Below are 14,119 nucleotides of genomic sequence, written 5' to 3'. Positions count from 1 at the left end.
TTTTTATTAAAATTATTAAAAGATTTTCACAAATCAAATTACTAAGGTTAAATTATTAACATTGTTGCATCAGAAATGTAGGAAAATTTAACTTATTTCTTTGCAACAAAATATCTATAGTGAAAAAATAACCGCTCACTTCCATTACTCTGATCTAAATAAATGCGAACAATAAATACAATATTACTAACTATAATGAGTTAAATTAATAGCGAGATTAAACTTCAAACACTGTTCTGGCAATTTACAAAAAAACACCACAAAGTGGGTCTATTGGATGGGTAATTCACCAAGGCAACCGCATGAATGCTCAAATATTACCCATATTAGAAAATCCCGCTTATAACACTTGATAGCTGTAATTTCATTTTACCCATTATACTTACTACCCAAATATCTTTACCAAACGTTACATCTCTTAGTTATTAATCCGGTGGTAGCTTATATCTGTTCATATAACTCCTAAGGGAGTATGATTACTGAACTTATACCAGTTCGAAATCGCCACTAGATTAATATTATGTAACCTTTAGTTCTGTATTTATCAGAAAAAATATCAAAAAAAACACTATTGAATATAAAAAAAGAGAAGATAGGTAAATTCTAATTATTGTATTAGCAACCCACCTATTTTCATCGTTCTCTTTATTTAAATTTCTAAAAATATTATCATTCATTATTCTTTTGGCACCAAATTTTAATTAGATAGTCATACAAACAAGTGGTTATAAGGCAAATAAAAAACCAGTTAATCCATGATACTGAATTCTGTAAAACAGATATTGCAAATGGATTTCCTATAGCATAGTCCATCAATGGTTGCCTAACAAGCCGTCCCATAATTGCTAATTCAATTAACCACATAAGGATACCTCTTGTGATAGGGGTATATGTAGGAAGGCTCTTTTTTATAAGAATATATAAAAATGTTATACCCAGTCCTGTCTCTAAACTTGTTAATGCAGCAAGATATCTAACATCCCAAGACGGGGCTATAGTTATATTGCTTACTTCATTCCTTATATAAGGAACTACCCACTCGGAGTTGATAACATGAATCACAAAACCTACACAAGAAGTCAGTATAGATACGATTAGAATAATAAGAAATATTAATTTTTTCTCTTTGTTTACCATACAATCCTCTCTTTAAAAGTAGGAGGGAAATTACCTCCCTCCTTATACCCGTTATCTTTCAAGTTGTCTCTTTGTTAGCTACGCTCACTCCCCCCGGTCACATAGTTACCTATTCTCCCAGGGATTCGTTCCCTTACCGTAGCAATGCATCTTGAAATTCATAGGGTATACACTTGAGATATCAGGCAAATAGCGTTAAATCAAGGCGAATCATTTCATATTTAACGTTCGCAGAGAATGTCTTACAACACTCTCCGTTCATTTTAATAGAGATAACACTTAAAAATGTATTAAAACACCTCGCAAAAACCTACCGAAATATGGTGTTGATTTATTAGCGATGATTTATGGGGACCCTCAGCGCAAAGTGGGTCTATTGGATGGGTAATTCGCTTTTCGAAATAATTGCCAGTCTATTCTGATGATGTTCAGGATCTCCCCATAACCAAGATTCTTGGCGACTAACATCATTCTGGGTCAAAATCTTACGCAACTCACAGGTAATCATATCATAAGCATAAACATGCATATTATACGCCAGTGCGTCATACATACGGGCCTGCCAAAAAGAAATACCGTCATGAGTCTGGTTCATATCCGACACAATCACGTTGTAATGTTCAAGCAAGTAATCAAAGAACACCTTACCAGCCAGTTCATGCAAAACCGTCCGATGTTCACGTTTCAGAATACGCCAAACAAGAATTTGTGTTACTGGGCGACAATTTAATACCACATCTGGCTGTATAACCACTCGATTATAATAGGCAACCTCTTTAGACACATCGTTAACCAACGCCAATTCGAAGTGGGATTGGCTGATACGATTACCAAATCGACCATCAACACGAACCATTCGATAACCTGGCGAAAGCAACAATCCCTTTATCTGATCAGTAATATCAACCCCATTCATCAACGCAGTATAGAGAGTATGATTATCTGAGCTTTCATTCAGATGAGCGAAAACCTCATTAACCTTTTCAGGATTTACCAATCTTGCTGGCATATAACCTCCTCCTATTCCCCGTTAATCATCTAAAAAGGACGATACAGTTATCAAATTGATATACCCGTCATCTTTCAAGTTGCCTCTTTGTTGGCTGCACTCGCTCACCCCAGTCACATAGTTATCTATTCTCCCGGGGATTCACTCCCTTGCCGTCGCGATTCATCTTGAAATCTTTAGGGTATAAATGTGCCTTCGATCGATGGTAGCGATATTAAACCCTAAGTTCAACAACCACGGTTGGGTTTCCACGGTTCCATCCACTATTGATATCCTCCACGTCCTAAAAGGCATCATAAGATGCGTACTTCCGTGTTTTTTATCATATCAAGATCATCTTGGATGATATTTTCATTTCCCAGTGACTTGCGAGTTATACATGTGAAGTCACGAATAGCATCAAGAAAAAATTAAATTCCAATAAAAAACCAAATTTATGTTAGCATCGTTCATTAAGTATTTACTACTTAATCTCAATGAGAGTAACTATTGCCAGCGACTCTTTTAAAAAGGCCGTGAGCACAAACAATGAGAAAAACTAACAACATATACTTAACACAACAGACGTAATTTATTTAGTTCAATCTTTAGGTCACATCAAAAATGTGTTCAAAAACTATCTTTTTTTTCACGCTACTGTTCGGGTTTACTCTTTATTACAGAGAAAAGTAAATAAAATAGTTTAACAAAACAACCATTAAGCATTAGGACAAATAATTATTTATCAATTGACAACAGCTAGGATACTGATAATTCTGGGTATAATCTGCACCTATTGGCTGTTAATGATGGAGGCTTTCCAGCTAACAAGTGGCTGATATCAGGCACAGCAGCAAGCACAACAACAGCCTCCAACCATTCTTCCAATAAATCACCCCAATAATCTACATCTAAAATAATACATATAGTTATATTCCTTGTTGTTTAAAGTTTCATTATAAAATAGTAAAAATTCAATTAATAAACATACGCTTTTTGACGAGAAAAGCATTATATTCTATGATATAGCAGTCCACTTAAGACATAATCGAAAAAGCAACTATCCAGATAACAATTTAAATCGGAATTTAGGAGTTACTATGTCAAATATAAGAAACAAATCCACTCTTATTACGCCACAATTAACCATGATGTGGGATAAAAGCAATGAACCTTGGGGTGCCAGAGATCACCAATCGAGATTTATTTATGCTAACCCTGCTTTCTATCAACTACTCAACCTTCCTGAAGATTTCGATATTATCGGGCTTTCTATAGGTGAATTACCCTCAGCTATTGCTGAATATGCAGAAGAACTTCACCGTCAGGATCAAAAAACCATTCAAACTGTGCAGCGCGTCACTTCACTGGAAACCCATCAGTTTGGAGAAAATAACCTCAAACAGACCTATATTTGTGATAAATTTCCTCTTTTTGATGAGAATAATGATTGCATTGGGATCTTCTTTCATATGTATAAAACCCAAGATTTTTCCGTTTCTTATTATTATGACAAAACCACTCCGGCAACGTTAGTCTTCATGCCACCTAACGATATCCTGACTCAAACTGAGTGGGAAATTCTCTTTCTGATCTTACGCTCACTGGATGAAGAAAGTATCAGCGAAGAATTAATGATAACTACAGAAGATGTTGTTAATCACATTCAATCTATTTACCATAAATTTAATTTACCACCCCATATAGAATTAGCCGATTTCTGTAAGAAAAATAACTATCATCTTTATATTCCAGAACGTTTTATCACTATTGGTAGCAGGGAGTTATAAATTTGTAAACTATTAACTACACAATAGGACCTCATTATGTACAAAACTAGCAATTTAAGTCTTTCACCTCAAGTCATTAACACTTTGCGGCAAAGTAATGAACCTTGGGCAATTAAAGATAAAAATTCGTGCTTTATTTATGGTAATTTAGCATTTAAGCATATCCAGAATCTTCCAGATTCATTTGATTATGAAGGACGGTATGATAATGAAATTCCTTGGGATGGAGCTGAGTTTGCAAAAGAATTCGTTATTCATGATCAAAGTGTAATGGAGAAAGAAACAAGAGTATGTTCGCTTGAAACTCATATGTATGGGAAAGATAAATTTCTATCATCTCATTTTTGTGAAAAATATCCACTCTATAATGATGATGGTGAATGTGTCGGCGTCATTTTCCACGGATGGGAAGCGCAAGATTTCTCATTTACCCGTCTATTTCATGGAAAACTTCCTCAATCTATATTATTTCAACCACCAACCGATATATTTACGCAACGGGAATGGGATGTTATTTTTCTTCTGTTACAAAAATATACTAGTAAGCAGATGGGTAGGATGTTAAATATTTCTTATCGTACTGTTGAAACCCATCTTTCCCGAATATATAAAAGAATTGGTGTTCATTCCAGTCGTCAATTGGAAGATTATTGCCGCACAAATGATTATGATCTTTACGTACCAGAAAGATTTGTACATCCAGAAAGTAGAATATTTCCTTAACCCCTAAATAACAACAGGGTTTTTATGAAGAAGAACTATGCAATATTACCTCAAATTGTTAACATCATGGGAATACGTCATACACCGTGGGGCATAAAAAATAGTTCTTCATATTTTACTCTCGGAAATTCAGCAACAAAAGAATTTACTCATAATATTGATAAATTATTTTATTGCAGAACACCGTATAATCATAAACCTCCTTAGAATTATTCTGAATTTATAACATAATCAATGAACTAACAAATGTACTTTTGAGCTAACAGATTGATGGATATTACTATATCACTCGTTGTTTTAATATAATAAACAGTAAATTAAAACAATAATTTAAATAATAAACAATAACTCAGTCTGCCATAACATATAAAACTAGAAAATTCTTATGAAAAAAGTCAATTTTATTGCTATACCCCAGAAAGCACCAGGAAATCCAAAAGTAGAATGTTTATTTAATCTGAAAACTATTAAGGAGTTTTTATGAAGAACTGTACGATATCACCTCAAATCATCAACACAATGGAAATCAGCCATGAGCCGTGGGGAATAAAAGATAGTTCTTCAAATTTCATTTATGGAAATTCAGCAACCAAGAAATATATTCATAATTTTAAAGCATCATTTGATTATGAGGGGCTTTATGATCATGAACTCCCTTGGGAAGGCGCTGAATTTGCTAAGGAATTTATTATTCAAGATAAAAGAGTTATGGAAAAAGAACAAAGAATATGTTCAATTGAGACACATATATTCGGACAAAATCAAATTTTGTCATCTTATTTCTGTGAAAAATTACCTTTTTATCATGAAAATGGAAATTGTATCGGCGTCATGTACCACTGTTGGGAAGCCCAAGACTATTCATTATCCTGCTTGCATCAATATTATAAAGAATTACCAACATCGATTATGCTCCAACCACCAAGCGATATTTTTACGCCGCGTGAATGGGATATTATTTTCTTCTTTTTACAGAAATATACCAGGAAACAGATTAGACAGAAATTAAATATTTCTTACCATACCGTTGAAACTTATATGTCTCGGATCTATGGCAAAATAGGTGTTCATTCCAGTCAACAACTGGAAGAATACTGTTTAGCGAATAATTTTCATCATTATGTACCAGAAAAATTCTTATTGTCATAGCAGTTTTATTATTAAAACATTCTGCTGCTGACAATAAAACCCAATCTGGACATACCAGAAGAAATAACGGTAGCCTTGATCTATTAATAAGGCTACCGCTGAAACAATATTATTAACTTCATTAAAGTAAAACGAATTAAAACAATTCTCTTACCTTTATTTTTCCATTTGAAATTTTATTTACTTAGATATTTTTAAAATAACATGAGGAATATTGTTTTTGTAAACGATAAAATATCTAATCCTCACAGGCAGAAAATATTCTGCCACAAGTCCGATGATAATATTCATTGTAATCATTAAAAATTTTATCTCATCGAAAAATTTATTATTAAAATTCAATCTGATATGAAAATTGCATTTAATTTATATCACAATTTCATAACTTCATTAACAATAGAACTTCTACTCGCTATTGTTGTTTAAATCGTTGTTACTACCTTATTTCTAGATGAATATGAGAAACAAAATGATCGAATAAAAAACAGTCTTAATAAAAGATGTTTTCGAGTACAATAGCCCTTTCTACACTAACACGAAATGACAAAAAGATTTATGCTCAAAAAAACAGCTCGCTCAGGAACTTTTACCGATAACATGAAACTCCCTGTTCACCGGTGGTTTCGCTATTCCGCTGGTTTTTCGGCTGAGTGGGTGAATTCTGAGATTTTAAAATTCCAAGACGAAACGGGTAAAAAAGCGATAATTCTTGAACCTTTTGCTGGCTCAGGTACAACCAACATTGCGGCCGATTTTTTTAATGTTAGCTCTTTCGGATTTGAGGGACACCCCTTTGTAGCAAGGATCGCAAAAGCTAAGCAGCTTTGGTACTTAGATACGAACGACCTAAGTGATGCAGGAGAAGAACTTATCACATATGCATCGTCTTTAAAGACAATGCCGGATCCTACTCGCTACAATGAAAGTAACCTTTTGGGAAAATGTTACTCCTTTGATTCATTTAACAAACTTGAACGATTAAAAATTGCATATGAGACATTATCTAATGCTGAACCACTCTGGGAATTAATCAGGCTAAACATAACATCAATACTGAGAGCATGTAGCCATGTAGGTACAGCTCAATGGCAATATGTTCTACCCAATAAATCCAAATCTAAAGTACTAGATCCCTTTGAAGCTTTCTCTGGGAAGCTTGAAATGATGAGAGCCGATATGCTTCATGCAATTTCGTCAGGTTGGCAGAGCTACTCACATATTGAACACAAAGATGTGAGGCAACCGTTTAAAGCAGAAAAGTGTAACTTGCTAATTTCATCACCGCCATATCCTAATAACTATGATTATGCAGATGCAACGAGACTAGAGATGATGTTCTGGGGAGAGATAAATGGTTGGGGCGACCTCAAAAACGTTGTCAGACCTTCACTGATGAGATCATGTTCTCAACACTCATCCTCAGATAAAATCGACTTGGATGAAGTTCTTAGCAATCCACTTCTCTATCCAATAAAAGATGAAATATCTGATGTAACCAAAAAGTTAGACATAATAAGGCATAGTAAAGGCGGTAAAAAATCCTACCACACCATGATTGCGGCTTATTTTTTAGACATAGCCAAAATATGGGTAAATATTCGTAAAAATATGGAGAAAGATTCAAAAGCCTGCTTTGTTATTGGTGACTCCGCACCATATGGTATACATGTTCCTGCTGAAAAATGGCTTGGGGAACTTGCTGTTTCTGCCGGTTTTTCCTCTTTCAGCTTTGAAAAGCTAAGAGATAGGAATGTTAAATGGAAGAATAGAACACATACAGTACCTTTACATGAAGGTCGTTTATGGGTTGAAGGATAAGAATATGGCTATATCTCCATCTCACAAACTTGGACAACTCATTGGGAACATACTCGAAAATTTATTCGTTCCTTTATTACAAGATATAGCAAATAAGACAAGCTTATATCTTGATGTTGTTGGACAACCAAGAAAAGCACGAAAAGGAAAAAAAATAACTTGGGAAGATACTTATGGAAACACTCATGACTTAGATTTCGTGTTTGAGTATTCTGGCTCAGCAACAACATTAGGAAGACCCGTCGCCTTCATTGAATCAGCATGGCGTCGATACACCAAACATTCAAAGAATAAAGCTCAAGAAATTCAAGGCGCTGTACTTCCTATTGTAGGTAAATATCAACTTGAATGTCCTTTCAAAGGCGCAATACTCGCCGGAGAATTTACAGAACCTTCTTTAAAACAACTTGAGAGTTGTGGTTTTCAAGTTCTGTATATTCGTTATAAAGATATCGTTTCAGCATTCGCTTTAGCCGGGATTGATATGGCTTTTGATGAAGATACCTCAGAAATAATCCTTGCTGAAAAAGTTGCTCTTATTGAACGACTTAAACAAGATCAACTTGAAATAGTTAAGTCTAGTATTTTTAACTCAAATAAGGCAAACATTGAAAGATTTACAAAAGCATTGGAATGGAAAATACAAAAAACACTCAAATATGTAGTTATAACCCCTTTGTATGGGCATGACTTTAAATTTCAAACTTTAAAGGAAGCTAAAGACTTTATTGCTACATACAACAGCACGCTCATTCCTAATCACCTAATATTTAATACATTTTTAATCCATGTTAAGTATATGAATGGTGACAGTGTTGATGCTGAATTATCTAGCACTCAATCAGCTTTAGATTTTCTAGAGAGAATTCTCTCTTAAACTACCAAAGGCTTGCACAACAATGGCAAGCCTTCACTTTGTATTACAAATGATCATTTACGACACGAGTAGCAAAACACACACAAGTACCTAATCCATATACCCTTGCTGGCGTAAATGGCGGATCAACACATTCCCATCCGGCACAAACTCAGTACTAAAACGCACCAGCCCCACACCGTTGAGTTCAGCGTTGATGTCATAACGCAGATGTCCCGGCGCAAGTTCCGGCAATAACGTAACATTGACTTGTTTCAAACGAGGTTCATAGGCCAATAAGGTATGTTCAATCGTCGAGATCAAGCGCTGCGACGACGCAGGCAACCCTCGCAGAATGGTGTTGAGATCAGGCAGGCCATAATCAGGCAGATGGGTAAGCGAACCGGCGCGACTATTGAGGATACGTTGCATATTGTCTAATACCGACAAAATGACCTGATCTTCTTCACTCACCTGATGCAACTCCAGACCGCAATTAAAATTGCCAAAAAGGCTTTCATACAGAGAAGGTTTTTTCATTTATTCACCCCTTTTCAGGCAACAAGGCCAAGCCGTGGGCATTAAGCTCAATAATACGAGGCCCATCCGCTAACAACTCATTGCGCTTTATGATCCGACGCCAAGTCCCGTTGGCTAAATCGGGGTTTCTGAACAACCCCACCACCACGACATATTTCGCCTGTGCCGCCATCGGCATATCAAGCGATGCGTGACTACCCGGTTTCACCACCACCTCCTCACTCGCCAGACAATCGGCGCTCAGTATCCGATCGCCGTCATCCAACAAATCCGCATAATCCATCTTTTTTATAGCGTTGTTATCCCGCAACTGATAAACCCGGACTAATGCCGGGACGGACAGAGCAACACTTTCTCCCGTGTCGGTATTAACCACTGCCCGTGGAATAAAATCCAGATGCAACGTTTTCACCCGCTTATGAAAAAGGGATTGGGTGACCGCTGCTGAGCCATCAGTCACCGTCTGAGTCAGACCGCAGCCTGACAGCAGTAATGTTATTGCCGCTATCATCGGCACAATTTTATAAAAAGGAATAGTTAACATAATTCCCTCCTTTGTCTTGATTACTGTCTGGAGGTATTCCGTGATACCCCCCCAGACTCAGCGTAATGCTGTCAGGCACTGCCGCCTGATCTTCAACTTTTAAACCCAATACCCCCGTCAGCCCTAACTGAACAGGCTGACCACCCAGTATCGGCGGCGGTAATATTCGGGTCGGTAGAGTCAGTCGCAATACGGCTTGATATCGCCAGCCCAGATAAACCCGCAGCAACACCAAAAAATCGGTATGCAACTGACCACCCGGCAACCAGCCCCGCGCTTCATCCGGGCAATCGGTATACAGCGCCAGCAATAACTGGCTATTGATATCAATGCCCATTCTGCCTAGCACGGTACGCTGCGAGAGGGAAATTCGGCGAGTATCTGAAAAACTCGCTGGTTGCATCAGATAGATCTGCCGCGGGCAAGCAGGCGTCACCACGATCCGGGTTTTCGGCGCCAACAATGCCGCCAGCGCCGATACGCCCTCAGCAGTTCGAGTTGGCAGGCGCATAACGCTAAGCAGCGCCAAAAAACGGGACATCGGCGTAGCAATCTGTTGCTGACTACCCGGTATCCCTAAGCCAATCAGTCCGAGCAGACATTGGGAGGTTCTATCGGTTCCTCCGGTAGCAAAAGTCGCCGGATAGGAGTATTTACGCCAGATACGGTAAAACTGGGTGAACATCCGGTGGTTAAAAATATCCAGAAAGGCTTCGATAGTTTCATTCCCTTCCCTTTGCTGAGCGATATCGTTCAGGTAAGCGGTCGGCAACAGAGAATCTACCCCATACAACCCCATAAAGGTTGTTCTGGCCGTCGGTGGACGCTCTGGATGTTCATTGTCAGTCTCTATCGCTTTCAGTTCACTGACGGGAAATCCCAAACCTGGATGAGGCCGCAAACGTATCGCATCATCAGCCGGATTTTCCGTACTACCCAACGGCGGCCGATCAGGAACTGCACGTTCAATGATCTGACAAAATTGGTAGAAATCGAGTGTCGAAATGTCAGCTTCCAGCATCGCCATCAACCGGGAATGTTCTGACAGTGTTGTTCTTCCCATAACAGTCGTTCCCCCGTAGGTTGTAAAATCAGTGTAAGTCGGTTAAACAGATGAATATCGGTGTATAAGGCAAAGAAGCGGCTGAGCATTTCGCCAAACAAACAGATATCACCGGCGCCTGCAAAGCCGTTGCTATCCAGTGTCACTTCAATGTGTACTCCCCGCCGCAAACATCCCTGCTCAAATCGCTCAATCAGCGAATGCTTCACCGCGACAATCGCCTCCAGCCGACGATAATTCATCTCATTGTCGGACCAGTCATACAGGGCCAATGTCCCACGTAGCACTTCCGGGTTATCCATCATGCTAAGAAAGTTAGAACCAAGATGACTGAGCACTCGCCAGTGGAAACGGTCCCGATTTGGTGGATAGCAAGGCAATGTCGGCTCACACAAGTTACGTACCGTAAATTCCGCTAGCGGAGGACTAACGGCAGTATCCAACAGCGTATCCTGCAACGCCCTGCGCGGCAGTTGACCATTAGTACCGGTCAACGTGAGTGACAAAACCTCTTCTTTATACAGTTCATTATCATCAAAATCCGCTCCACCCAGAATAATCCAGGTGTCACACAGACCTGACGGCCCTCGTTTCACACGGGTATGGTAGTAGCACTCCGGTGCATCATGGCGCAGCATGCCGCCTTTATGACGAAAACTACTGAACGGCACATACCGATGACCCTCGCGTTTCGAAGAGGACACCTCATCCACGGAATAAACCTCGGTATGCCCATCATGAAAACGGACCGGATACAGCAAATACTCAGTTTGCAATGGTGACAATTGAAGCGGATCGGATTCCAATCGAAACAGGTTAATCACCGGAGTACAGTGCAAACGGATATGCTCAGCAGAAAATGGCAAATCAAAGGGCCAACTTTCACGCAGAACCACATCCAGCTCAAACCACGGCGTTCTCTCGGGGAGAGTCAACTTTTCCAGCCCACAGAGCGCAACAAACATAAACTTTTCACGGAAAGTGAAATACTCCAGCAGTAGTTGATAACCACTAAATGAACTTTCCCCTTTCGGCCATAACCTTTCCTCTTCGCCAAACCCCATTGGTGAGAATCCGCCGTCAAATGGCTGACGATCAGGCTGACCGGGTAAACGCAGGTAAAGCTGTTGTGTTTGCAGCGTAAACGCTCGATGTAACGCACAGGCCAGCGGGCTGTCGGCACTGAGATACAGCGGTAAACGGCTCAAATCAATTTGGCGCCAGTCCACCAGTGTTCCACAGCCAAAACGCAATCGAATCACGGAACGTCCATTCGGTTCCTCTTGCAGGGAAGCGTCGGTCAGTGCCAGAGGCAGCAACTGAACCGCCTGAGTCGTGGTATAACGACACCGGGTCTTGCTTGGGCCGATCGGCTGCGAAAGGATCTCAAAGCCCTTTTTCACCTGTACCGGACTTTTCAATTGCGCCCAATCCATCCCCAATTCAACAATGGAAAGGGACGGAATCGTGCGTAGGTAATGCGGCCACAACAAACTCACCAGCCCTTCTGTCAACTCCGGCAAGTCATCATCCAGCTTCTCACGCAGGCTCCCGATCATAAAAGCAAAGCCTTCAAACAGACGCTCCACAAAAGGATCACGCATACCGATTTTATCCAGATTAAGCGCAGCCGCCCGGTCAGGGTGAGCCTTAGCAAACTCTCTACCCGCCTCACGTAAGTAGCGCATTTCTGCCTCATAATAGCGCAGGGTTAAATCATCCATAGGATGCTCCTCCAAAAAAGTCATTAAAAAATACCGTTTCCCGTTCAGAATAAATAATAAGAAGGGAAGTAAAATAGTAGAGAAAAATAGCCGTAGCCTGATATCACCTAAAATAAGGCCAGACATAACGGCATCCTCTACTTTATTGCCAAAGCAATCACGCAATAAGCAATTAATATTCAAAGGCAATATTTCATATCGAAATACCTTGCCATTGACTTTAAAGTTATCACCTCAACTAAAATAGTAATATGAATGGTCACATAAATAAAGAAGCGACATGTTAGTGAAAAAGCCCACACCGGCTATCAAGATACTCATCAATAACACGCCAGGAATCAAAAAGAACACAATTTTATATTTCCCCCACCCTCCATTTTTAATTATCCGACGAATGATAAATATATCAACAACCAATATTGCCGGACCAAAAACCAACAGATAAAGAAAAAAAACCATTAGCAATAAAAGCCAGAACACATTGCCCCCCATTAGTGAATTATTTAAAACACACACTCTCACTTTATTACTATTCGAAAGCATCCGGCCTTCTACGAAAAGTTTTCGTTATTGTATCCCAAAATGTGATCAATTCATCTTCGGTATATGGCGTTGCAGGTAACTGGTAATTCATTAACATAATGACAATACAAACTTTTTTATCATCCAATACCATATCATTTGCAATAAAATCAAATTGATAACGTGGATTATTGTCAAAAGATTGCAGACCTACCGCTAACAACTCCGCGCCATGTATCCCATTTATCTCTCTTTCTCCTTCTCTTATTATCCTGCCATAGTTAACGAACCAGTCCCTTTCAATTTCACCAATATGTTCAAGTAAAATCCCTTCCCCTTTAAGGTCATTAATGATTTCAAGACTAAATGTGAAATTATCATCCTGATTTCCTTGATAGACAAACTTTATACTTTCTTTTTCATTATTATAGTCGGCAATAAAACCATCAGGGATACAGATTCCTGCCTCTGTCGGAATATCGCTATCCTTTCTGCCACTGATTCTGGCAATTAGCTTTTGCATTTTGTCCAGAGTCTGAGAAAGCATTTTATATTGGCTTTCATTCAATCCAGATTTTATATAACAGTCTCTTGAATAACTGTATTTATCATCTGATATCTCTGTAAACTTCATTTCTATAATAAAAGCAACCCCATTATCATATAAATGGGCTTCTAATACTCGGGTAAAACCGGGCTCACTGATACTGTTATTTCTATCAAAAATCACACCATATAAGTTTCCCTGGAGATGATGGGTCTTCTTTAAAAAGGGCAGATCTTTCAAATCGGCCGTTTTAGTCGTCCTTAATTTTTGCTCTCTTATCTCTATCCGCTGTTCAAATGCGGATAGATGCATACGCTTGGTTTCTATTTTCGCATCACCAATAAATATCTCATTGTTGATGATGTTTTCAAATGCTAAGGGAATATCAATCAGATAATGCCCGACACAACGAGTCTGCATATTAGATAATATTTCAGTTTTCATTTAATTTTCCTTTTCAGGTTTAAACGAGATAATAAAAGGCAGGGAAATATCACTGCCACAGGGCATAAATTGCTACGATAGTGAATAAAATGAGTAAGGTATTTCTTATTCAATCTCACGCTATATCAACACCATTGACGGATTACGTTTTTCATTTCTCAGACTCCTTGAACGGGGTTGGTTCCAGAATTTTTCCCGCCCAACGCGCTTTGAGATCATCCTTGGTCATTTGCAATCGCCGCTCTTTGAGAAATTCCCTCTGCTGACGGGTCAC

12 protein-coding genes and 1 pseudogene are annotated in these 14,119 nt (G+C 38.8%); 6 read left to right on the top strand and 7 right to left on the bottom strand.

What is annotated here, in order from left to right; genetic code table 11:
* Positions 1-669: 669 nt before the first annotated feature.
* Positions 670-1,137 carry a hypothetical protein gene (locus BA1DRAFT_RS07670; protein WP_036777661.1) on the bottom strand — a complete coding sequence of 156 codons (468 nt, stop codon included), beginning with the start codon at positions 1,135-1,137 and terminating at the stop codon, positions 670-672.
* Between the two features lie 164 nt (positions 1,138-1,301).
* Between BA1DRAFT_RS07670 and BA1DRAFT_RS23975 the strand changes: the two are divergent.
* Positions 1,302-1,475, top strand: a pseudogene (locus tag BA1DRAFT_RS23975) (IS4 family transposase); the annotation flags it as partial.
* Positions 1,476-1,510: 35 nt separating this feature from the next.
* Here BA1DRAFT_RS23975 and BA1DRAFT_RS07665 read toward each other — a convergent pair.
* A complete protein-coding gene (locus tag BA1DRAFT_RS07665) occupies positions 1,511-2,146 on the bottom strand; it encodes a hypothetical protein (protein WP_036777659.1) in 636 nt (211 codons plus the stop codon).
* A 1,079-nt stretch (positions 2,147-3,225) separates the two neighbouring features.
* On the opposite strand from BA1DRAFT_RS07665, the gene BA1DRAFT_RS07660 reads away from it, so the two are divergent.
* From BA1DRAFT_RS07660 to BA1DRAFT_RS07640, 5 genes are all read left to right on the top strand, one after another.
* A complete protein-coding gene (locus BA1DRAFT_RS07660; protein ID WP_036777657.1) occupies positions 3,226-3,915 on the top strand; it encodes a PAS domain-containing protein in 690 nt (229 codons plus the stop codon).
* A gap of 36 nt (positions 3,916-3,951) precedes the next feature.
* Complete coding sequence (locus BA1DRAFT_RS07655) at positions 3,952-4,638, top strand: helix-turn-helix transcriptional regulator (protein ID WP_036777655.1); 687 nt, start codon at positions 3,952-3,954, stop codon at positions 4,636-4,638.
* A gap of 480 nt (positions 4,639-5,118) precedes the next feature.
* Positions 5,119-5,787, top strand: coding sequence for a helix-turn-helix transcriptional regulator (locus BA1DRAFT_RS07650; protein WP_036777653.1), 669 nt, complete (start codon positions 5,119-5,121; stop codon positions 5,785-5,787).
* A 555-nt stretch (positions 5,788-6,342) separates the two neighbouring features.
* Positions 6,343-7,605, top strand: a complete 1,263-nt coding sequence (locus BA1DRAFT_RS07645) for a hypothetical protein (protein WP_200868772.1) — start codon at positions 6,343-6,345, stop codon at positions 7,603-7,605.
* Between the two features lie 4 nt (positions 7,606-7,609).
* The gene (locus BA1DRAFT_RS07640) at positions 7,610-8,482 is read left to right on the top strand and encodes a hypothetical protein (protein WP_036777652.1); all 873 of its coding nucleotides are present in this window, start codon (positions 7,610-7,612) and stop codon (positions 8,480-8,482) included.
* Positions 8,483-8,572: 90 nt separating this feature from the next.
* Here BA1DRAFT_RS07640 and tssE read toward each other — a convergent pair whose 3' ends face one another.
* From tssE to BA1DRAFT_RS07610, 5 genes are all read right to left on the bottom strand, one after another.
* Positions 8,573-9,001 carry a type VI secretion system baseplate subunit TssE gene (tssE, locus tag BA1DRAFT_RS07635; RefSeq protein ID WP_036777649.1) on the bottom strand — a complete coding sequence of 143 codons (429 nt, stop codon included), beginning with the start codon at positions 8,999-9,001 and terminating at the stop codon, positions 8,573-8,575.
* A gap of 4 nt (positions 9,002-9,005) precedes the next feature.
* Positions 9,006-9,545, bottom strand: coding sequence for a type VI secretion system lipoprotein TssJ (gene tssJ, locus BA1DRAFT_RS07630; RefSeq protein WP_051560700.1), 540 nt, complete (start codon positions 9,543-9,545; stop codon positions 9,006-9,008).
* Positions 9,523-10,608 carry a type VI secretion system baseplate subunit TssG gene (gene tssG / locus BA1DRAFT_RS07625; RefSeq protein WP_036777647.1) on the bottom strand — a complete coding sequence of 362 codons (1,086 nt, stop codon included), beginning with the start codon at positions 10,606-10,608 and terminating at the stop codon, positions 9,523-9,525. Before tssG ends, tssJ begins: the two co-directional genes overlap by 23 nt.
* Complete coding sequence (tssF, locus tag BA1DRAFT_RS07620; protein ID WP_036777720.1) at positions 10,572-12,332, bottom strand: type VI secretion system baseplate subunit TssF; 1,761 nt, start codon at positions 12,330-12,332, stop codon at positions 10,572-10,574. Before tssF ends, tssG begins: the two co-directional genes overlap by 37 nt.
* Before the next feature lie 529 nt (positions 12,333-12,861).
* Positions 12,862-13,845 carry a T6SS immunity protein Tli4 family protein gene (locus BA1DRAFT_RS07610; protein WP_051560699.1) on the bottom strand — a complete coding sequence of 328 codons (984 nt, stop codon included), beginning with the start codon at positions 13,843-13,845 and terminating at the stop codon, positions 12,862-12,864.
* Positions 13,846-14,119: the final 274 nt, after the last annotated feature.

Origin of the sequence: Photorhabdus aegyptia (assembly GCF_000612035.1) — a bacterium.
GTDB lineage: Bacteria > Pseudomonadota > Gammaproteobacteria > Enterobacterales > Enterobacteriaceae > Photorhabdus > Photorhabdus akhurstii.
This window is presented reverse-complemented; position numbering and strand designations above follow the sequence as displayed.

Coding starts and splice junctions, on each gene's coding strand:
- BA1DRAFT_RS07650 (WP_036777653.1), top strand. CDS start 5,119: ATGAAGAACTGTACGATATCACCTCAAATCATCAACACAATGGAAATC.
- BA1DRAFT_RS07670 (WP_036777661.1), bottom strand. CDS start 1,137: ATGGTAAACAAAGAGAAAAAATTAATATTTCTTATTATTCTAATCGTA.
- BA1DRAFT_RS07655 (WP_036777655.1), top strand. CDS start 3,952: ATGTACAAAACTAGCAATTTAAGTCTTTCACCTCAAGTCATTAACACT.
- BA1DRAFT_RS07645 (WP_200868772.1), top strand. CDS start 6,343: ATGCTCAAAAAAACAGCTCGCTCAGGAACTTTTACCGATAACATGAAA.
- BA1DRAFT_RS07610 (WP_051560699.1), bottom strand. CDS start 13,845: ATGAAAACTGAAATATTATCTAATATGCAGACTCGTTGTGTCGGGCAT.
- tssJ (WP_051560700.1), bottom strand. CDS start 9,545: ATGTTAACTATTCCTTTTTATAAAATTGTGCCGATGATAGCGGCAATA.
- tssF (WP_036777720.1), bottom strand. CDS start 12,332: ATGGATGATTTAACCCTGCGCTATTATGAGGCAGAAATGCGCTACTTA.
- BA1DRAFT_RS07660 (WP_036777657.1), top strand. CDS start 3,226: ATGTCAAATATAAGAAACAAATCCACTCTTATTACGCCACAATTAACC.
- tssE (WP_036777649.1), bottom strand. CDS start 9,001: ATGAAAAAACCTTCTCTGTATGAAAGCCTTTTTGGCAATTTTAATTGC.
- BA1DRAFT_RS07665 (WP_036777659.1), bottom strand. CDS start 2,146: ATGCCAGCAAGATTGGTAAATCCTGAAAAGGTTAATGAGGTTTTCGCT.
- BA1DRAFT_RS07640 (WP_036777652.1), top strand. CDS start 7,610: ATGGCTATATCTCCATCTCACAAACTTGGACAACTCATTGGGAACATA.
- tssG (WP_036777647.1), bottom strand. CDS start 10,608: ATGGGAAGAACAACACTGTCAGAACATTCCCGGTTGATGGCGATGCTG.